Raw genomic sequence first — 18,098 nt, 5'->3', positions numbered from 1 at the left:
CGCAGGAGAGATCACCCGATGGCGAAGGTGCTGGTGCTGTACTACTCGACCTACGGCCATGTGGAGCAGATGGCCTACGCCGTCGCCGAGGGCGCCCGCGAGACGGGGGCCGAGGTCGTCGTGAAGCGCGTGCCGGAGCTGGTCCCGGAGGAGGTCGCCCGGCAGAACCATTTCAAGCTCGATCAGGCGGCGCCGGTCGCGACGGTCGCCGAACTCGCCGATTACGACGCGATCATCTTCGGCACGCCGACCCGCTACGGCAACATGGCCTCGCAGATGAAGCAGTTCATCGACCAGACCGGCGGTCTCTGGATGAAGGGCGCGCTGGTCGGCAAGGTCGGCTCGGTCTTCACCTCCACGGCCTCGCAGCACGGCGGCCAGGAGACGACGCTGACGAGCTTCCACACGGTGCTGTTCCACCACGGCATGGTGGTGGTCGGCCTGCCCTACAGTTTCCAGGGGCAGGCCGGCGTCGAGGCGGTGAAGGGCAACACGCCCTACGGCGCCAGCACGATCGCGGACGGCGACGGCTCCCGCCAGCCGAGCGCCGTCGAGCTGGAGGGCGCGCGGTTCCAGGGCCGCCACGTGGCGGGCATTGCCGCCAAGCTGGCCCGAGACTGAGAAGCCAAGAAAAAAGGCTCGGATTGCTCCGAGCCTGGAAGGAAAAAGGCCATTGGGGGCTGAGAAGGCCTTCGTGATCAGTAAACGGATCAGGCTGAACTCTGTTCCGCGGCCGGCGAAAAATTCTCCGTCAGCGGGGCGCGGCCGCCCGGGCGAGGCGGTCGCGGATCGCCTCGCCGAGGCCGTCCGCGGGAATGGGCGCCACCGCGATGGTCTCGGCCCCCGAGGCGTCGAGGTCGCGCAGGGCGCCGAACAGCCGGGCAGCGGCCTCCGCGGGGTCGCCCGCCGGGCTCAGGTTGAGACTGGCGCGCGCGGTCTCGTGACCGGTCGGGGGGCGGGACCCGAACAGCAGGACCGCCTCGCCGGGCTCGACCCGCACCGCGTCGAGGCGGACCCGCGCCCGCGGCGCGTAGTGCGAGGCGAGCATGCCCGGGCCCGCCGGCCGGTCGGCATCCGCGGCGCGGGCGAGGTCGCAGACCCGCGTGCCCGCATGCGCCGGGACCACCAGGGTGAGGGGGCCGGGCCAGAAGGCCTCCGCGAGGCGGCGCGCCGGCGCGTCGAAGACCCCCTCCGCCAGGGCCGCCGCCGCGTCGGGCAGGTGCGAGATCAGCGGGTTGAAGCGCGGCCGCGCCTTGGCGGCGAAGATGCCCGTCACCGCGGCGGGGTCGGTGGCGTCCGCCCCGAGCCCGTAGACGGTCTCGGTGGGGAAGGCGACGAGGCGGCCCGTCCGCAGGAGCGCGGCGGCCTCCGCGAGGCCGGCCGCGTCGGCGGGGAGCCGCCGGGTCGCGGCCGGGACCGTTGACCCGGGATCGTTCATGCGGGAAGCCGTCTCCGAGGTCATGGCGGTGCGAGCCCCGCGCGCCTATCCTCGCCCCGCCCTAGCGCCGGTGCGCGGGCGCGGTCAAACCCGCCCCGGATCGAACGCGCGGGCGGGCCGCCACACGGGAGGATCGTATGAGTTACCGCGCCCCGGTCCCCGAGATGCTCTTCACGCTGCGGCACGTGGCCGGGCTCGACGCGGTCGATCCCGACGATGCCGAGGCGATCCTGACCGAGGCCGGGCGCATCGCCGCCGGCGTGATCGCGCCGCTCAACCGGGTCGGCGACCGGCACGGCACTCCCTTCGCGGACGGGGAGGTCACCACGCCGCCCGGCTGGCGCGAGGCCTACCGCACCTTCACGGAGGGCGGCTGGAACGGGCTCTCGGCCGAGGCCGACCACGGCGGGCAGGGCCTGCCGAAGCTGATCGAGGCCGCCTGCACCGAGATGTGGAACGGCGCCAACCTCGCCTTCGGCCTCTGCCCGCTCCTGACCCAGGGCGGCATCGAGGCGCTCGCGGCCCACGGTTCGGACGACCTGAAGGCGCGCTACCTCGCGAAGCTGGTCTCGGGCGCGTGGCCCGCCACCATGAACCTGACCGAGCCGCAGGCGGGCTCTGACCTCGCCCTGCTGCGCACCCGGGCGGTGCCGGCGGGCGACGGCACCTACCGGATCACCGGCAACAAGATCTACATCACCTACGGCGAGCACGATCTGGCCGACAACATCGTCCACCTCGTCCTGGCGCGCCTGCCCGACGCGCCCGCCGGCACGCGCGGCATCTCCCTGTTCCTGGTGCCGAAGGTGCTGCCGGACGGGACCCGCAACGACCTCCGCTGCTCCGGCATCGAGCACAAGCTCGGCATCCACGCCTCGCCGACCTGCTCCATGGCGTTCGGCGACCAGGGCGGCGCCACCGGCTGGCTGATCGGCCAGGAGAACAAGGGCCTCGCCTGCATGTTCACGATGATGAACGCGGCGCGGCTCAATGTCGGCCTGCAGGGCGTCGGCGTGGCCGAGGCCGCGACCCAGCGGGCGCTCGCCTACGCGCAGGAGCGCCGCCAGGGCAAGGCCGTCGGCGCCGCCGAGACGACGAGCCCGATCGCCGCCCATCCGGACGTGCAGCGCATGCTGCTCACCATGAAGGCCTCGACGGCCGCCGCCCGCGCGATCTGCTACCTCACCGCCGCGGCCCTCGACGCGTCGAAGGGGCCGGAGGGGCAGGCCGCCCTGGACCGGGCCTCGCTGCTGACCCCGGTGGCGAAGGCCTTCGCCACCGACCTCGCCAACGAGGTGACCTCGCTCGGCGTGCAGGTCCACGGCGGCATGGGCTTCGTGGAGGAGACCGGGGCGGCGCAGCTCATGCGCGACGCCCGCATCCTCGGCATCTACGAGGGCACCAACGGCATCCAGGCCATCGACCTCACCGCCCGCAAGCTGCCGCTGAACGGCGGCGCCACGGTCCGGTCCCAGCTCGCCTGGATGCGCCGGGCGGCCGAGGGGCTGCTCAAGGCCGGCGACCCGGCATTCGGCCACATGGCCGCGCGGCTGCGGGACGGGATCGGCAGCCTCGACCGCGCGACGAGCCACCAGCTCGCCGCGCTGGCCTCCAACCGGCCGGAGACGGCGCTCGCCGGGGCGACCCCGTATCTGCGCCTGTTCGGCCTGACGCTCGGCGGCGCCTGCCTCGCCCGGAGCGCGCTCGCCGCGAGCGCCGCCCTGAAGGCCGGCGAGACGGATCCGGCCCATGCCGCCCGCATCGCCCTCGCGCGCTTCTACGCCGAGAACCTGCTGACCGCGGCCGGGGGCCTGGAGCAGACGGTCGTGGCGGGGGGCGCCTTCACGGACGACGCCGCCCTGGCGCTGGCGGTTTGAGGAGCGGACCATGGCCGAACCCGTCGCGATCGATGACCTCCAGGGCGGCGTCCGCCTGATCACCCTGAACCGCCCGGAGAAGAAGAACGCGCTCACCGGCGCCATGTACGACGCCATGCGCGAGGCCCTGGCGGAGGCCGACGCGTCGGAGCAGGTCGGGGCCGTGGTCTTCGCCGGACAGCCCGGCATGTTCAGCGCCGGCAACGACCTCGCCGACTTCATGGCGCAGTCGTCCGGGGATCGGGCCGGCGACGGGTTCAGCGCCTCGCCGGCGCTCGCCTTCATCCGCCAGCTCGCCCGCACCCGCACCCCGATGGTCGCGGCGGTCGACGGGATCGCGGTGGGCATCGGCGCGACGCTCTGCCTGCACTGCGACCTCGTCTACGCGAGCCCGGCCGCGCGCCTGCGCATGCCCTTCGTCGAGCTCGGCCTCGTGCCGGAGGCGGCGTCGAGCTACCTGCTGCCCCTGCGGGTCGGCCGGCTCCGGGCGACCGAGCTGCTGCTCCTGTCCCGGCCGCTGGAGGCCGACGAGGCGCAGGCGCTCGGCCTCGTCAACGCGGTGCTGCCCGCCGACATGCTGGTCGAGCAGGCCATCGCGCAGGCGGCGCGCCTCGCCGCCCTGCCGCGCGGGGCGCTGACGGCGTCCCGGGCGCTGATCCGGGGCGACCAGGCGCAGGTCGAGGCGGCCCTGGAGGCGGAGGCCCGGGCCTTCGACGCGCAGCTGCGCTCGCCCGAATCCCAGGAGCGGCTCGCCGCCTTCCTTTCGCGGTCGAAGCCCGCCGCCTCGGCGTGAGCCCGCCCGACCTCTCCCAGAAGATCTGCCTCGTCGCGGGCGCGTCGCGGGGCGTCGGCCGGGGGCTCGCCCGGGCGCTGGGGGAGGCGGGGGCCACGGTGATCGTCACGGCCCGCTCCAGCGAGACCGGCCCGCGCACCGAGATGCGCGACGAGGCGATCGAGGACACGGCCCGCCTGGTCGACGCGGCCGGCGGGCGCGGGCACCATTACCTGTGCGACCACCGCTCCGAGCGCGCCACCGACGCGCTGGTGCACTGGGCGCTGCGCCGGTTCGGCCGGATCGACGTCGTGGCCTGCAGCGTGTGGAGCGGCAACGAGGGCTACGACGGCGAGCGCTACCCGGACGGCGCCGGCTGGGGCACGCCGTTCTGGCGCCGCTCGGCGGAACCGTATCTCGGCTTCCTCGAGGCCGGGCCGCTGCCGGCCCTGCTGCTCGCCCGCGCGGTCGCCCCCGCCATGGTGGCGGCGCGGGCCGGGCTGCTGGCGCTCGTCTCCTTCGGCACCGAGGAGTATCTCGGCGACGTGTTCTACGATTCCGCCAAGGCCGCCACCAACCGGCTGACCCTGGCCTTCGCGCAGGAACTCGCGCCCCACGGCGTCACCGCCCTCGGCCTCTCGCCGGGCTTCGTCGCCACCGAGCGGGCCCGCGACCTCGGTCACGCGCAGCACGCCACCGAGAGCCCGCTCTATGCCGGCCGGGCGCTGGCGGCCCTCGCCGCCGACCCCGGCATCGCCGCCCGGGCGGGCACCGTGCTGCATGCCGGCGACCTCGCGCGGGTCTACGGCTTCACCGACGCCGACGGGACGCGGCCGGAGCGGTTCCGCGTCGGGCCGTGACGGGTCCCCTGCGAGCCTCTCGCCGGAACGGCGCGGCCCCGCGGCGGACGGGCCGGACGCGCGCCGGGCGCCCTCGACGGGGCTGATTCGCGATGCCCGGACGGGCGTCCTGTCGGGATCGGCGGCTCCGATTGCTGCGGGAGCGAAAAACGGCCTTAATTCGCCCGCAGGTCAGGGGACGATCCTGTGCCCGCTCCGATCTCCGGTCGGGCCGGGACCGCGCGTGTGAACGAGGGAAAATCGGCATGTCGGAAGCGAACACGGCCCCGCGCGTGCTGATGGTCTTCCCGAAGTTCTACGAAAACTCCATGTGGAACTTCAAAGAGGCGATGGAGCTGCAGGGCGCCCGCGCGCCCGCGCCGCCGCTCGGCCTCATCACGCTGGCCGCGATGCTGCCGCCGGCCTGGCAGGTGACGCTGGTCAACCGCAACTGCGAGGAGCTGACGGACGCGCAGATCCAGGCCGCCGACCTCGTGATGACCGGCGGCATGCTGCCCCAGGAGCCGGACTGCCTCGTGGTCATCGACCGCTGCGTCGCGCTCGGAACCCCGGTCTGCGTCGGCGGCCCCGCGCCGACCTCGACGCCGGAGGTCTACGACAAGGCCGATTTCCTGGTGCTGGGCGAGGCCGAGGGCATCCTCGACACCTTCGTGGCCGCCTGGGAGTCCGGCGCGCGCCGCGGCCGCTTCACGGCCGAGAAGTTCAAGGCGGACGTCACCAAGAGCCCGATCCCGCGCTTCGACCTCCTGACCTTCAGCCACTACCTCTATATCGGCGTCCAGTTCTCGCGCGGCTGCCCGTTCACCTGCGAGTTCTGCGACATCATCGAGCTCTACGGCCGCGCCCCGCGGACCAAGACCACGCCGCAGATGCTGGCCGAGCTCGACCGGCTCTACGGCCTCGGCTACCGCGGCCATGTCGACTTCGTCGACGACAACCTGATCGGCAACAAGAAGGCGATCAAGCTGTTCCTGCCGCACCTGATCCGGTGGCAGGAGGAGCACGGCTACCCGTTCAAGTTCTCCACCGAGGCCTCGCTGAACCTCGCGGACGACGACGAGCTGCTCGGGATGATGCGGGACGCGAACTTCTTCGCCCTGTTCACCGGGATCGAGACGCCCGACGAGGCGACGCTGATCCAGACCCAGAAGAAGCAGAACACCAAGCGGTCCATCGCCGACAGCGTCCACAAGCTCTACGAGCACGGCATGTTCGTCACCGCCGGCTTCATCGTCGGCTTCGACACCGAGAAGGACAGCATCAGCAAGGCGATGTCGCTGTGCATCAGCCAGACCGGCATCCCGATCGCGATGGTGGGCCTGCTCTTCGCGCTGCCGAACACGCAGCTCTCGCGCCGCCTGCGCAAGGAGGGCCGCCTCTACGAGAACTACGCGGCGACCACCGCCGACCAGGGCGACCAGTGCACGCAGGGCATCAACTTCGTGACCCTGCGCCCGCAGCGCGACGTTCTCGCCGACTACCGGCACGTCCTCCAGGAGATCTACGACCCGCCGAACTTCTTCGACCGGGTGCGGGTGGTGTCGCGGCGGGTGAAGCGGCCGAGATTCGCCGCCCAGAAGCTCAACTGGCGCCACGTCGCCCACGACCTCTACTCGCTGCTGCGGGTGTGCTGGCGGATGACCGTGCGGCGTCCGGAACTCGCCAAGCACTTCTGGAGCGTGTTCCTGGAGACCGCCCGCCGCAACCCGGCCGCGCTGGAGGCGGTGGTCACCAACATGGTGATCTACCTGCACGTCTACCCGTTCTCGCGCTACGTCATCCGCGAGATCAACGGCCGGATCGCCGACCTCGATGCCGGCCGCTGGGTGCAGCCGCCGGTCCTGGCGCCCGAGGCGGAGACCTGCAAGGCGCCGCCGGTCGGCAAGGTGGCGGCCAAGGCCGAGGTCAAGCACCTCGCGGCGGTGGCCTGAGGGATCCGCGCCGCGGTCCTCCCGTCTGCCGGAACGCGGCGGAGGCCTCGAAGGAGCCCTCCTTCGAGGCCGCTGACGCGGCACCTCAGGAGGGGGGCGGTGCGGAGGATCTGATGCCGCCGCGCTTGCAGGCTTGGCCGATCATCGCTAGCTGACGCGCCGCGAGGCCACGTCCTCCCCCCGTCGCGCGGGGCACAAGTCCGGGACGGCCCGGCCCTTTCGGGAGGGCCGCCATGGCCTGGATCTATCTCGTCACCGCGGGCGTGCTGGAGGTCGTCTGGGCCTTCGCGATGAAGCAGTCGGACGGCTTCACGCGCGTCTGGCCGACCGCCATCATGGCCGTGTCGATGGCCGGCAGCGTCGGCTTCCTGGCGCTGGCCATGCGCACCCTTCCGCTCGGGACCGCCTACACGATCTGGACCGGCATCGGCGCGGTCGGCGCCTTCCTGGTCGGCATCGCCGCGCTCGGGGAGCAGGCGAGCGCCACCCGGATCCTCGCCGCCGGCCTGATCGGCTCCGGGCTCGTCCTGATGAAGCTGTCGAGCCCCGGCTGAGCCTCAGGCGGCGCGCACCGTGTGCAGGAAGGCGTCGATCTCCCGGCGCAGCTCGGCGGCCTCCTCCGAGAGGCTCGACGCCGAGGCCAGCATCCGCGTCGCGGCCGTGCCGGTGTCGTCCGCCGCCCGCGCCACCGCGTCGATCGTCCCGGTGACCGCGCCCGTCCCGGACGCCGCCTCGGCGACGTTCCGGGCGATCTCCCGGGTGGCCGCGCCCTGCTGCTCGACGGCGGCCGCGATCGAGGTCGCCACCCCGTCGATCTCGCGGATGCGCGCCGCGATCCCGTCGATCGCGTCCACGGTCTGCCCGGTCGCGCCCTGGATCCGGCCGACCTGACCGGCAATCTCCTCGGTGGCCCGGGCGGTCTGGGCGGCGAGCTGCTTCACCTCGCTGGCGACCACCGCGAAGCCGCGCCCCGCGTCGCCGGCGCGGGCCGCCTCGATCGTGGCGTTGAGCGCCAGCAGGTTCGTCTGGCCGGCGATGTCGGTGATGAGGCGCACGACGTCGCCGATCCGGCCCGCGGCGGTGCTGAGTTCCTGCACGAGGCCGGCCGTGTCGCCGGCCTGGACCACCGCGCTCCGGGCGAGTTCGGCCGACCCGTCGACCTGGCGGCCGATCTCCTGCACCGAGGCGCCGAGCTCCTCGGCGGCCGCCGCGACCGTGCCGACATGCTGGGCGGCCTCCTGCGCGGCGCCCGCCACCGTGGCCGAGCGCTCGGCCGTGTGCGTGGCCGTGCCGCTCATCGCCTCGGCATCGGCCCGCAGGCCGAGGGCGGCGTCCGCCACCCGGGCCAGCACGCCCCCGACCGCGGCCTCGAAGGACTCGGCCATGGCGTGGACCGCGCGCCGGCGCTGCGCCTCGGCGCCCGCGCGCGCCACGGCGGTCTCCCGCTCCAGGGCACGGGTGTGGATCAGGTTGTCCTTGAACACCTGCACGGCCGCGGCCATCGCGCCGATCTCGTCGCGGCGTCCCGTATGCGGGACCGGCACGGTCTCGTCGCCCTCGGCGAGGCGGCCCATCGCGCCGGTCATGCGCTGGATCGGCCGCGCGATCCCGAACAGGGCGAACAGCATCGCGGCCGCCGCGACCGCGAGGCCGACCACGGTGGCGATCATCGCGATCAGCTTGGCGCGCGTCGCCGCCTGCACGGTCTCGGTGACGTTGCTCTCCGTCTGGGCTCGGGCCGCCGCGATCGACTCGGTCAGGCTGGCCACCGCGGCGTCGTTCTGCGCGCCCGTCGCGGGATCCAGCACGAGCGCGAGGGCGCCCGGCTGATCGCCCGCGATCATCAGCTCGACCACCTGCAGCTGGACGTTCTGGTAGGCGTTCCAGGCGTTGGTGAAGCGCTCGTAGATCGCGCGGGCCTGCGGGCTCGTCAGGCGCTCCTGATAGGCCTGCCGGAGGCCGGACAGGTCGCCGAGCGCGTCGGTCAGCGCCGTCTGGTTCTTGTCCAGGGTGGTCGCGTCGGGCGAGGCCACCGCGAGCCTGTAGAGTCGCAGCCGCGCGTCCCGCACGGCCGTCCCGATGGCCTCGGCCTGGTTCTGGGTGGGCAGGGCCTGCTGCGAGATCGCCGCGGCGTTCCGCTCGATCTCCGACAGGCTCACGACACTGGCGATGCCCTGGCCGACGGCGGCGAGGGCGAGCAGGCCGATGGCACCGGCGAGGACCGTCTTGAGGGAGAAGCGCATGGGAGGTTCCGTCCTCGCGGCCGTGCCGCGCCTTCAGGCCCCGCCATGCTCCCGCAGAGGTCTTAAAATTCTATCGGCTCTATACCAGCATTTGTTGTCAGAGCCACTTCTTCCAGCGGAAGAAGAAGTAGGGGAATACGGCGGCCACGACCATCATGATCAGCGCCATCGGGTATCCGAACGCGAAATCTAGTTCCGGTATGGACTTAAAGTTCATGCCGTAGATCGACGCGATCAGGGTCGGCGGCATGAAGACGACCGCCATGACCGAGAACAGCTTGATGATGTTGTTCTGTTCAAGGTTGACCAGCCCGAGGGTGGCGTCGAGCAGGAACTGGATCTTCGTGGACAGGAAGGTGGCGTGCTCCTCCAGGGATTGAAGATCCCGCAGGGTCGAGCGCACGTCCTCGCGCAGGTCGCGCGGGGCCTTGTTGGTCCGGTAGGTCGCCGACAGCGAGAGCAGGATCCGCTCCATGGAGACGAGGCTCTCCCGCTGCTTGGAGATGAGATCGCCGTGCCGGCCCAGCGCCCGCAGCGTGTCCTGAAGGGCGGTGTTGCGGGCGGAGGGATCCTCCTGCACCTCGAAGATCTTGCCCGACAGGCGGTCGATGCGCTCGCCCTGGAGCTGCAGCACGTCGGCGGCCCGGTCGATCACCGCCTCGATCAGCCCGGCCAGGATCGACTCGCCCGAAGGGGTCGACGCGCCGCCATTGCCCATCGAGCGCCCGGCGCGCTGCGTGTACATGCGGAAGGCCTGCGGCTCCTCGTGGCGCACGGTCACCAGCCGGTTGCCGCGCAGGATGAAGGTGATGCCGGCGAGCCCCGGCTCCTCGGCGTCGCTGACCTTCGAGAGCACCCGGCCGGTCATGTAGCGGGCGCCGTCCTCCACGTAGAGCAGCTCCGAGGGCTCGATGTCCTTCATCTCCTCGCGGGTCGGCACCTCGATGCCCGCGAACGACTCGACCTTCAGTTCCTCCTCGCGGCTCGGTCGGATCAGGTCGAGCCAGACCGTGTCCTCCGGAATCGTGTCCTGGAGATCGATGACGCGGCGCTCAAGCAGCGTGGCTCCGGCGCCGACAGCGGGCTGGTGGATGAAGATCACGAACAGGTCTCGGATGCGGATCGGTCACGGAACAGCGCGGGGCCGCAGCCCGCATCCGGCACCACGATGGCCGATGCAAGCTGTGCTGCGGATGTGGCGCTGTTTTCTGACGCTTCCGTGACATCGCGGTCCGGCGCCCGGGAGGCGGGGCGCCGGGATGTCCCGTGCCCGCTCACGATGCCGCGCGTTTAGGGGGCGGCAAGCGGGTCACGGCATTGCCCCGCCGCGCCGCGAACGGATCGCGGCGGCACAGGGCCGCGCGGGGCAACCCGGATCCATCGCGGCGGGCAGGCCCCCGGTCCCGCGGAACCCGGCGACCGCGGCCCTTGGTCCGCGACGGCGGCCGGCCCCGGTCCGGCCTCAGTTGCAGCCATCGCAGATGCTGCCTTCGATCTTCTCGGTCAGGCTGCGCTCGCGCCGCCGCTCCTCGCGGGTCGGCACTTCGCCGGCGCCGAGCGACGTGCCGGGAGGCTTGGTGACGCCGAGGCTGTTGGTGTTCGGCGCCGTGATGGTCGAGGCCGGGCCGCCGCCGGTTCCGGTCTGATCGGGCGCGCGGGTCTGCGCGGCCAGAGGGGGGGCGAGGGCGAGGCTCAGTGCGCCGAGCGCCGCCGGGCGAAGGAAACCGCGGATCATGGAAGCTCTCCCGTCACCGAGAGAACGTGAAACTTGACCGCAGGTTGCGTGGCCTAGCGCCGCCGCGCCGGCTCGCGCCGGAACACGCCGACCATCTCGACATGGCCCGAATGGCGGAACTGGTCGACCGGCGTGACGGTCTCCAGCCGGTACCCGCCGGCGACCAGCGTCGCCGCGTCCCGGGCGAAGGTTCCGGTATCGCAGGCGACGCCGATCACCAGGGGNCTGCGCGGCCAGAGGGGGGGCGAGGGCGAGGCTCAGTGCGCCGAGCGCCGCCGGGCGAAGGAAACCGCGGATCATGGAAGCTCTCCCGTCACCGAGAGAACGTGAAACTTGACCGCAGGTTGCGTGGCCTAGCGCCGCCGCGCCGGCTCGCGCCGGAACACGCCGACCATCTCGACATGGCCCGAATGGCGGAACTGGTCGACCGGCGTGACGGTCTCCAGCCGGTACCCGCCGGCGACCAGCGTCGCCGCGTCCCGGGCGAAGGTTCCGGTATCGCAGGCGACGCCGATCACCAGGGGGACGCGCGCCGCCGCGATCTGGCGGGCCTGGGCCTCCGCGCCGGCCCGGGGCGGGTCGAACACCACCGCGTCGAAGGCGTCGAGTTCGGGGGGAAGCAGGGGCCGGCGGAACAGGTCCCGGCGCTCGCTGGTGATCTTGCGCAGGCCCGCGGCGGCGCGCGCGGCCCGGTCGAGGCCCGCGAGGGCGGCGGGGTCGGATTCGACGGCGTGGACCGCCGCCGTCCGGGCGATCGCCAGGGTCAGCGGCCCGCAGCCCGCGAACAGGTCGGCGACGCGCCGGATGCGGGGCCCCAGGGCCGCCAGGGTCAGGTCGCAGAGCGTCGCCTGTCCGGCCGCGGTCGCCTGCAGGAAGCCGCCGGGGGACGGGTAGAGGCGCGCCGCCGCGGCGGTGCCGCCGGGGGAGGCGCCGGCGGAACCGTCCGCCGTGACCGAGACCGGCTCCGCCTCCATGAGGCGCTCGCCGTGCAGGGAGAGCCGGGCGAGGCCGAGTTCTCCGGCGATCCGCACCAGCGCGGCGCCGACGCCGGCGCTCACCGGTCCGTGGCCGCGCAGGTCGACGTCGAGGCCCTGGTCGGTGGCCGTCACGGCCACGTCGAGGGGCTTGCGCCCGTGGCCCAGCGGGGCGGCGAGGCGGCGCGCGACCGCGGGGGCCGGGTGCAGCGCCGGCACGGTGATCGGGCAATGGTNCCCCTGGTGATCGGCGTCGCCTGCGATACCGGAACCTTCGCCCGGGACGCGGCGACGCTGGTCGCCGGCGGGTACCGGCTGGAGACCGTCACGCCGGTCGACCAGTTCCGCCATTCGGGCCATGTCGAGATGGTCGGCGTGTTCCGGCGCGAGCCGGCGCGGCGGCGCTAGGCCACGCAACCTGCGGTCAAGTTTCACGTTCTCTCGGTGACGGGAGAGCTTCCATGATCCGCGGTTTCCTTCGCCCGGCGGCGCTCGGCGCACTGAGCCTCGCCCTCGCCCCCCCTCTGGCCGCGCAGGTCGACGTCGAGGCCCTGGTCGGTGGCCGTCACGGCCACGTCGAGGGGCTTGCGCCCGTGGCCCAGCGGGGCGGCGAGGCGGCGCGCGACCGCGGGGGCCGGGTGCAGCGCCGGCACGGTGATCGGGCAATGGTCGATCGGCACCAGCGCGTGGCTGCGCGCCGCCATCAGCCCGGCCTCGGCCCGCCCGCCGATCTCCCGCACGTGCAGGGTGAGGCGGCGGCGTCCCGCCCCGTGGGCGTCGATGGCCGGCCCGGGCGTCACGTCGAGGCGCGCCTGGGACAGGGCCTGGGCGACGAGGTCGCGCTTCCAGGCGAGTTCCGCGGGCCGCGCGAGGTGCTGGGTGCGGCAGCCGCCGCAGCGCATGTAGTACGGGCAGAACGGCTCGACCCGGTCGGGCGAGGCCTGCGCTAGGCCGAGCAGGGCGCCGCGCCGCGCCTCCCGGCGGATCTCCGCGCGTTCCCCGGGCAGCGTGTAGGGTACCAAGGTCCCGTCCTCGGCGATCCCGTCGCCGCGGGCGCCGAGCTCCCGGATCGTGACCGTCTCGCTATCCGCTGGCTCGCTCACGGCAACCTCGCACCGATCAGGAATTCGGCATTGCCGTCGCCGCCCGGCACCGGCGAGTCGATCAGGCCCAGGATCGCGGCCCCGAGCCCCTCGAGGGTCCCGCGGACGGCCGCGCAGACCTCGGCGTGGACCGCCGGGTCGCGCACGAGGCCGCCGCGGCCGACCCGGGCGCGGCCGGCCTCGAATTGCGGTTTGATCAGCGCGACGATCGCCGACCCCGGCCTCAGCAGGCCCGGGAGGGCCGGCAGCACGAGGCGCAGGCCGATGAAGCTCACGTCCACGCTCGCGAGATCGGGGGGCGGGACGAGGGCCTCCGGGCCGAGGCCGCGGATGTCGGTGCCCTCGCGGTTGGTCACGCGCGGGTCCCGGGCGAGGCGCGGATGGAGCTGGCCCCGGCCCACGTCGAGGGCGTGGACGTGGCGGGCGCCGCGGGCGAGCAGCACGTCGGTGAAGCCGCCCGTCGAGGCGCCGACGTCGAGGGCGACCCGGCCGGCCGGATCGACGCCGAACGCGTCCAGCGCGGCGGCGAGCTTGAGGCCGCCGCGGGACGCGTAGGGATGCTCGGATTCCGCCTCGACCCGGGCCCCCGGGGCGATCGGGTCCGAGGCGCGCGCGAGCGGGCGCCCGTCGACCCGCACGAGGCCGGCGCGGATCGCCGCCTGGGCCCGGGCCCGGCTCTCGAAATGGCCGTGCGCCACGAGGTACAGGTCGGCGCGCCGCGGGGACGGGTCGTCCGCGGCGGCCGCGCGGTCCGGGCTGGTCCGGTCTCGGGTCATCGGGGCTTCGTGCGGTTCCGGCAGATCTGCGGCGGAGGTTTCGGGCCGCCGCCCTGTCGAAGGCCGGCGCGCTCCCTAACTAGACCGGGCCGTAAAGGAGAGCCACCGCATGACCCGCACCCTGCCGCTTCTCGCACTGCTCGGGACCGCCGCCGCCGGCGGCGCCCTGGCACAGGAGCCTCCCAAGGAGGCGGCCAAACCGGCGGAGACCTACACGGCGCCGATTAAGAACGCGAAGGGCGACGCGATCGGCACGCTGGCGATCCGCGACGGGGCGAATGCCCTGGTCCTGCGCGTGACGATCCAGCCCGGCGGCCTGCCGCCCGGCTGGCACGGCATGCATTTCCACGCCGTGGGCGACTGCTCGGACCCGAAATTCATGAACTCCAAGGCGCACGTGAACCACGACCAGAGCAAGCACGGGCTGCTCAACGCGGAGGGGCCCGACGAGGGCGACCTGCCGAACCTCTACGCGGCGCAGGACGGCTCGGCCAACGCCGAGGTCTCGAGCGAGACGCCGCTGAACGGCGAGGGCGGCTTGAAGGACGGCGACGGCGCGGCGCTGATCATCCACGCCAACGAGGACGACCACAACACCCAGCCGATCGGCGGCGCCGGCGACCGCGTCGCCTGCGGGGTGATCAAGTAGCCGTCGCGGAAGGGGACGGCACGGCCGGCGGGATCGGCCGCGGCCGGCCCGCCTCGTCGATGGCCACGAAGGTGAAGGTGGCCTGCGTGACCCGCTCGCGGACCTGGGTGCAGAACCGCCGCGCCCAGGCCTCGACCTCGATCTTCATCGAGGTCCGGCCGACATGCGACACGCGGGTGTAGACGCACAGCACGTCGCCGACCCGGACCGGCCGGATGAAGGTCATGGATTCCAGCGCCACGGTGACCACCCGGCCCTGCGCCCGGTCGACGCCCGCGATGCCGCCGGCCTGGTCCATCTGCGAGAGCACCCAGCCGCCGAAAATGTCGCCGTTGGCGTTGGTGTCGGCCGGCATCGCGATGGTGCGCACCGTCAGGTCGCCCTTCGGCAGATCGACCTCCGCGAGCGGCGGCGCGCTTCCGACCGGTGAGAGTGCGACGTGCTGCATGCCGTCCATCCGCCCCCCGCGCGCCGTCAGGACATCAGGCCGGCGAGCTTGAGCCCCGCCGCCAGCAGAACGGCGACCGCGCTCAGGATGCATTCCAGCGGGATGGATTGCCAGAGGTCCGGCGCCGCCGCCGCGGGCTCGGCGCGTTGTGCAATATGGTTCATCGGGCTTCCTCTCGGGCGCGCCGATCTGCCGCCGACGGTCCCATTCCCGGCACGATAGAGCAAGGTCCGCGGTCGCGCACCCCGAATCGGGGCGTGAAAAAGCCCGGCGGCTCGAGGGAGCCGCCGGGCCGGTCAAGTCGGAGAACCGCTCAGTAGTAGAACCGGCGGCGCCAGTAGGGACGACGGTAGTAGGGCCGCGGGCCGTAGTAGAACCGGCGGCCGTAATACGGGCGGCGCCAGTAGGGCCGCGGGCCGTAGAAGCGACGGCGGTAATAGTACTGGGCCTTCTCGGCTACCGCCGGCGCGGCTTCGGCGGGCAGAGCCAGCCCCGGGCCGATGGGCGCGGCGGACGCGCCCTGCGGCGCCGCAGCCGCGAAGCCCAGCGCCAGCAGGGCCGCGAGCAGGAATTTCCTCAGCACGGTCTCGACTCCCTTCGTGTCATTACGTCCTGGTCGACGAACCGCACGGGACGCGACGGGCTCCGCCCGGTCCGAAACGCTGCAACGCGTGGGCGAGCGGAAGCGTTGCAGCGTAACCGCTGCGACGTTTCGGACAGGGTTGATCGAAGGTTGAGACGGCGGCGCTCAGGCGATCTTGGTGGTCATATCCTCGATCCGGGCCTCGGCGCTCTGGCGAACCAGGGCGATGCCGTGCTCGCAATCCTCGCGGCGGACATAGCCTTCGCCCGATTCGGCGATCACCTCGCCGTTGCGCGCCCGCAGGCGCCAGCGCCACTCCCCCTTGGCGTCCCGGTAGAGTTCGAACCGCATGATGCAGGCCCCCGATTCATCCTTCCCTCAGATGGGGGCGCACGGGCGCAAGGGAAGGCGCGGCCATGACGGGCCTGCGAGGGGGACACCGCCGCGCGCTCGGCCGACAGCGATTTGAATTAGAATTTTTCTTCCTCCCGTTGTACGCTTCACCCGCCGCGAGCCGAGAAGCCTGAACAATAGAGGGACCCCCGCGGCCGGTGAGGGAGGAACCATGAACGAGATCGTCCAGCCCGAGGCCTACTCGGAGGTCTTCTACGGCGCCTGCCCGCACGATTGCCCCGACACCTGCTCGATGCTGTTCGAGGTGAAGGGCGGCGAACTCCTGAGCGTGCGCGGCAACCCCGACCACCCGATGACGCGCGGCACCCTCTGCGTGAAGCTGAAGGATTACGAGAAGCGCCACTACCACCCGGACCGGCTGCTCTACCCGATGAAGCGGGTCGGCCCGAAGGGCTCGAAGCAATTCGAGCGGATCACCTGGGACGAGGCGCTCGACACCATCGTGTCGCGCTGGAAGGCGATCATCGACCAGTACGGCCCGCAGGCCATCGCCCCCTACAGCTATCTCGGCAACCAGGGCCTCGTGCACGGGCTGAACGGCGGCGACGCGTTCTTCAACCGCATGGGCGCCACCGTGACCGAGCGGACCTTCTGCGGCGAGGGCTCGTGCACCGCGTGGCTGCTCACGGTCGGCCCGACGGCCGGCCTGGACCCCGACAGCTACATCCATTCCAAGTACATCGTGATCTGGGCCTGCAACTCGGTCAGCACCAACCTGCACCACTGGGCGATCGTGAAGGACGCGCAGAAGCAGGGCGCCAAGGTCGTGGTGATCGACGCCTACGCGTCGCGCACCGCCAAGGCCGCCGACTGGCACATCGCCCCGAAGCCCGGCACCGACGGCGCGCTCGCCATGGCGCTGATCAACTCGATCATCGCGCAGGGCCTCGTCGACCAGGACTACGTCGACAACCACACGGTCGGCTTCGAGGAGCTGAAGGAGCGGGCGAGCACCCGCACCCCGGAATGGGCCGCGGAGATCACCGGCGTGCCCGCCGACGACATCCGCAAGCTCGCCTACGAGATGGCGACCGAGCAGCCGGTGGGCATCCGCATGGGCGTGGCGCTGGAGCGGCACTACGGCGGCGGCCAGACCATCCGGGCGGTGACCTGCATCCCGGCGCTCACCGGCGCGTGGCGCCACGTCGGCGGCGGCGTCACGCAGTTCGGCGTCTGGGAGCACCCGTACAAGTTCGACGTGATGTGCCGGCCCGACCTGATCCCGGAGGGCACCCGCGTCGTCTCGAACCTGCAGATCGGCCGGGCGCTCACCGGCGAGATGCAGCTCGACCCGCCGATCATGTCGATGATGTGCTGGAACTCGAACCCCGTCACGCAGGCGCCCGAGACCGACAAGATCGTCGAGGGGCTGATGCGCGAGGACCTGTTCATGGTCTCGGCCGAGCACTTCATCTCGGACACGGCCTCCTACGCCGACATCCTGCTGCCCGCCACCATGGGCGCCGAGATGGAGGACATGATCCTGTCCTGGGGGCACCTCTACCTGACCTACAACACCAAGTGCGCCGAGGCGCCGGGCGAGGCGATCCCCAACAACGAGATCTTCCGGCAGCTCGCCGCCCGGCTCGGCTTCGAGGAGGAGAACTTCAAGTGGACCGACGCCGAGTGCCTTGAGCACTACGTCGACTGGTCGTCGCCGGCCTGCGAGGGCATCGACCTCCAGTACATGCGCGAGCACGGCTTCGCCCGGCTGAAGGTCGGCACGCCCGACGACCGGGCGCCGCACCGGGACGGCAACTTCCCGACGCCGACCGGCAAGTGCATGCTGAAGGTCGAGGGCGCCACGAACTTCGTCGCCCCGCCGTTCCGGCAGATGTACGAGGGGTTCCAGCCCGGCGAGGCGCTCGACCCGCTGCCGGACTACCTGGGGCCGCGCGAGTCGCACACGAACGATCCCGAGCTGGCCAAGCGCTACCCGCTGAACATCGTCTCGCCCAAGAGCCACTACTTCCTGAACTCCTGCTACGCCAACATGGAGGACAAGCAGAAGGGCCAGGGCGAGCAGTTCGTGATGATCAGTCAGCACGACGCCGACGCGCGCGGCATCCGGGACGGCGACCGGGTGCAGGTCGGCAACGACCGCGGCGCCTTCAAGGGCGTGGCCCGCATCACCGACGACGTGAAGGCCGGGATCGTGGTGGCGACGCTGGGCTACTGGCGGCAGCTCAACGAGGGCACGGTGAACAGCATCTCGTCGGGCGCCTTCACCGACATGGGCCACGCGCCCTCGTTCTCCGACAACCTCGTCGAGGTCTCGCGGTCGAACTGAACGCC

Annotated in this window: 17 protein-coding genes and 4 pseudogenes; 9 read left to right on the top strand and 12 right to left on the bottom strand. The window is 72.4% G+C overall.

What is annotated here, in order from left to right; all coding sequences use genetic code 11:
- The first annotated feature begins 18 nt into the window (after positions 1 to 18).
- The gene (gene wrbA, locus MOTC310_RS32180) at positions 19 to 621 is read left to right on the top strand and encodes an NAD(P)H:quinone oxidoreductase (RefSeq protein WP_012320764.1); all 603 of its coding nucleotides are present in this window, start codon (positions 19 to 21) and stop codon (positions 619 to 621) included.
- Positions 622 to 751: 130 nt separating this feature from the next.
- Here the strand turns inward: wrbA and MOTC310_RS32175 are convergent, their stop codons facing one another.
- Positions 752 to 1,438, bottom strand: coding sequence for an L-threonylcarbamoyladenylate synthase (locus MOTC310_RS32175; RefSeq protein WP_331304713.1), 687 nt, complete (start codon positions 1,436 to 1,438; stop codon positions 752 to 754).
- A gap of 137 nt (positions 1,439 to 1,575) precedes the next feature.
- On the opposite strand from MOTC310_RS32175, the gene MOTC310_RS32170 reads away from it, so the two are divergent.
- The 5 genes from MOTC310_RS32170 to MOTC310_RS32150 all read left to right on the top strand — a co-directional run bounded on the left by MOTC310_RS32170 (position 1,576) and on the right by MOTC310_RS32150 (position 7,432).
- A complete protein-coding gene (locus MOTC310_RS32170; protein WP_331304712.1) occupies positions 1,576 to 3,315 on the top strand; it encodes an acyl-CoA dehydrogenase family protein in 1,740 nt (579 codons plus the stop codon).
- Between the two features lie 10 nt (positions 3,316 to 3,325).
- Positions 3,326 to 4,108 carry an enoyl-CoA hydratase-related protein gene (locus MOTC310_RS32165; RefSeq protein WP_331304711.1) on the top strand — a complete coding sequence of 261 codons (783 nt, stop codon included), beginning with the start codon at positions 3,326 to 3,328 and terminating at the stop codon, positions 4,106 to 4,108.
- Positions 4,105 to 4,947, top strand: coding sequence for an SDR family NAD(P)-dependent oxidoreductase (locus tag MOTC310_RS32160; RefSeq protein ID WP_331304710.1), 843 nt, complete (start codon positions 4,105 to 4,107; stop codon positions 4,945 to 4,947). Before MOTC310_RS32165 ends, MOTC310_RS32160 begins: the two co-directional genes overlap by 4 nt.
- 245 nt (positions 4,948 to 5,192) lie before the next feature.
- Positions 5,193 to 6,878, top strand: coding sequence for a B12-binding domain-containing radical SAM protein (locus MOTC310_RS32155; RefSeq protein WP_331304709.1), 1,686 nt, complete (start codon positions 5,193 to 5,195; stop codon positions 6,876 to 6,878).
- 233 nt (positions 6,879 to 7,111) lie between these two features.
- A complete protein-coding gene (locus tag MOTC310_RS32150; RefSeq protein ID WP_331304708.1) occupies positions 7,112 to 7,432 on the top strand; it encodes a DMT family transporter in 321 nt (106 codons plus the stop codon).
- A 3-nt stretch (positions 7,433 to 7,435) separates the two neighbouring features.
- Here the strand turns inward: MOTC310_RS32150 and MOTC310_RS32145 are convergent, their stop codons facing one another.
- From MOTC310_RS32145 to MOTC310_RS32125, 5 genes and pseudogenes are all read right to left on the bottom strand, one after another.
- Complete coding sequence (locus MOTC310_RS32145; protein ID WP_331304707.1) at positions 7,436 to 9,121, bottom strand: methyl-accepting chemotaxis protein; 1,686 nt, start codon at positions 9,119 to 9,121, stop codon at positions 7,436 to 7,438.
- A 97-nt stretch (positions 9,122 to 9,218) separates the two neighbouring features.
- Positions 9,219 to 10,223 (bottom strand): magnesium transporter CorA family protein, encoded by a 1,005-nt coding sequence (locus MOTC310_RS32140; protein ID WP_012320756.1) that lies wholly within the window; start codon positions 10,221 to 10,223, stop codon positions 9,219 to 9,221.
- Positions 10,224 to 10,583: 360 nt separating this feature from the next.
- Entirely contained in the window at positions 10,584 to 10,856 is a 273-nt protein-coding gene (locus MOTC310_RS32135; protein ID WP_331294693.1) for a hypothetical protein, read from the bottom strand.
- 53 nt (positions 10,857 to 10,909) lie between these two features.
- Positions 10,910 to 11,086, bottom strand: a pseudogene (locus tag MOTC310_RS32130) (RNA methyltransferase); the annotation flags it as partial.
- A gap of 123 nt (positions 11,087 to 11,209) precedes the next feature.
- Positions 11,210 to 12,064: pseudogene (locus tag MOTC310_RS32125) on the bottom strand (class I SAM-dependent RNA methyltransferase); the annotation flags it as partial.
- Here MOTC310_RS32125 and MOTC310_RS32120 point away from each other — a divergent pair.
- Positions 12,062 to 12,238: pseudogene (locus MOTC310_RS32120) on the top strand (RNA methyltransferase); the annotation flags it as partial. The pseudogenes MOTC310_RS32125 and MOTC310_RS32120 overlap by 3 nt on opposite strands.
- Before the next feature lie 119 nt (positions 12,239 to 12,357).
- Here MOTC310_RS32120 and MOTC310_RS32115 read toward each other — a convergent pair.
- A pseudogene (locus MOTC310_RS32115) lies at positions 12,358 to 12,933 on the bottom strand (class I SAM-dependent RNA methyltransferase); the annotation flags it as partial.
- The gene (locus MOTC310_RS32110) at positions 12,930 to 13,709 is read right to left on the bottom strand and encodes a TlyA family RNA methyltransferase (RefSeq protein ID WP_331304706.1); all 780 of its coding nucleotides are present in this window, start codon (positions 13,707 to 13,709) and stop codon (positions 12,930 to 12,932) included. The gene MOTC310_RS32110 and the pseudogene MOTC310_RS32115, both read right to left, overlap by 4 nt.
- A gap of 109 nt (positions 13,710 to 13,818) precedes the next feature.
- On the opposite strand from MOTC310_RS32110, the gene MOTC310_RS32105 reads away from it, so the two are divergent.
- Positions 13,819 to 14,358: a superoxide dismutase family protein gene (locus MOTC310_RS32105; protein WP_331304705.1), complete on the top strand. Its 540-nt coding sequence runs from the start codon at positions 13,819 to 13,821 to the stop codon at positions 14,356 to 14,358.
- Here the strand turns inward: MOTC310_RS32105 and MOTC310_RS32100 are convergent.
- The 4 genes from MOTC310_RS32100 to MOTC310_RS32085 all read right to left on the bottom strand — a co-directional run bounded on the left by MOTC310_RS32100 (position 14,351) and on the right by MOTC310_RS32085 (position 15,740).
- Positions 14,351 to 14,806 (bottom strand): acyl-CoA thioesterase, encoded by a 456-nt coding sequence (locus MOTC310_RS32100; RefSeq protein WP_331293996.1) that lies wholly within the window; start codon positions 14,804 to 14,806, stop codon positions 14,351 to 14,353. The genes MOTC310_RS32105 and MOTC310_RS32100 overlap by 8 nt on opposite strands.
- Positions 14,807 to 14,832: 26 nt before the next feature.
- Entirely contained in the window at positions 14,833 to 14,970 is a 138-nt protein-coding gene (locus MOTC310_RS32095) for a hypothetical protein (RefSeq protein ID WP_331304704.1), read from the bottom strand.
- A 149-nt stretch (positions 14,971 to 15,119) separates the two neighbouring features.
- The gene (locus MOTC310_RS32090; protein ID WP_331293994.1) at positions 15,120 to 15,389 is read right to left on the bottom strand and encodes a hypothetical protein; all 270 of its coding nucleotides are present in this window, start codon (positions 15,387 to 15,389) and stop codon (positions 15,120 to 15,122) included.
- 165 nt (positions 15,390 to 15,554) lie between these two features.
- A complete protein-coding gene (locus MOTC310_RS32085; protein WP_012320748.1) occupies positions 15,555 to 15,740 on the bottom strand; it encodes a YegP family protein in 186 nt (61 codons plus the stop codon).
- 214 nt (positions 15,741 to 15,954) lie between these two features.
- Here MOTC310_RS32085 and MOTC310_RS32080 point away from each other — a divergent pair, with 214 nt between their 5' ends.
- Positions 15,955 to 18,093 carry a molybdopterin-containing oxidoreductase family protein gene (locus MOTC310_RS32080; protein WP_331304703.1) on the top strand — a complete coding sequence of 713 codons (2,139 nt, stop codon included), beginning with the start codon at positions 15,955 to 15,957 and terminating at the stop codon, positions 18,091 to 18,093.
- The last annotated feature ends 5 nt before the right edge of the window (positions 18,094 to 18,098 follow it).

Origin of the sequence: Methylobacterium oryzae, assembly GCF_036441375.1 — a bacterium.
GTDB classification, from domain to species: Bacteria; Pseudomonadota; Alphaproteobacteria; order Rhizobiales; family Beijerinckiaceae; genus Methylobacterium; species Methylobacterium oryzae_A.
Note: the sequence above shows the minus strand (reverse complement) of the source record. Positions and strands in the feature narration are given on the sequence as shown.

What these genes read in the sequence shown, in the direction of transcription:
- wrbA (WP_012320764.1), top strand. Translation starts at nt 19, where the DNA reads ATGGCGAAGGTGCTGGTGCTGTACTACTCGACCTACGGCCATGTGGAG.
- MOTC310_RS32175 (WP_331304713.1), bottom strand. Translation starts at nt 1,438, where the DNA reads ATGAACGATCCCGGGTCAACGGTCCCGGCCGCGACCCGGCGGCTCCCC.
- MOTC310_RS32170 (WP_331304712.1), top strand. Translation starts at nt 1,576, where the DNA reads ATGAGTTACCGCGCCCCGGTCCCCGAGATGCTCTTCACGCTGCGGCAC.
- MOTC310_RS32165 (WP_331304711.1), top strand. Translation starts at nt 3,326, where the DNA reads ATGGCCGAACCCGTCGCGATCGATGACCTCCAGGGCGGCGTCCGCCTG.
- MOTC310_RS32155 (WP_331304709.1), top strand. Translation starts at nt 5,193, where the DNA reads ATGTCGGAAGCGAACACGGCCCCGCGCGTGCTGATGGTCTTCCCGAAG.
- MOTC310_RS32150 (WP_331304708.1), top strand. Translation starts at nt 7,112, where the DNA reads ATGGCCTGGATCTATCTCGTCACCGCGGGCGTGCTGGAGGTCGTCTGG.
- MOTC310_RS32145 (WP_331304707.1), bottom strand. Translation starts at nt 9,121, where the DNA reads ATGCGCTTCTCCCTCAAGACGGTCCTCGCCGGTGCCATCGGCCTGCTC.
- MOTC310_RS32135 (WP_331294693.1), bottom strand. Translation starts at nt 10,856, where the DNA reads ATGATCCGCGGTTTCCTTCGCCCGGCGGCGCTCGGCGCACTGAGCCTC.
- MOTC310_RS32110 (WP_331304706.1), bottom strand. Translation starts at nt 13,709, where the DNA reads ATGACCCGAGACCGGACCAGCCCGGACCGCGCGGCCGCCGCGGACGAC.
- MOTC310_RS32105 (WP_331304705.1), top strand. Translation starts at nt 13,819, where the DNA reads ATGACCCGCACCCTGCCGCTTCTCGCACTGCTCGGGACCGCCGCCGCC.
- MOTC310_RS32100 (WP_331293996.1), bottom strand. Translation starts at nt 14,806, where the DNA reads ATGCAGCACGTCGCACTCTCACCGGTCGGAAGCGCGCCGCCGCTCGCG.
- MOTC310_RS32095 (WP_331304704.1), bottom strand. Translation starts at nt 14,970, where the DNA reads ATGAACCATATTGCACAACGCGCCGAGCCCGCGGCGGCGGCGCCGGAC.
- MOTC310_RS32085 (WP_012320748.1), bottom strand. Translation starts at nt 15,740, where the DNA reads ATGCGGTTCGAACTCTACCGGGACGCCAAGGGGGAGTGGCGCTGGCGC.
- MOTC310_RS32080 (WP_331304703.1), top strand. Translation starts at nt 15,955, where the DNA reads ATGAACGAGATCGTCCAGCCCGAGGCCTACTCGGAGGTCTTCTACGGC.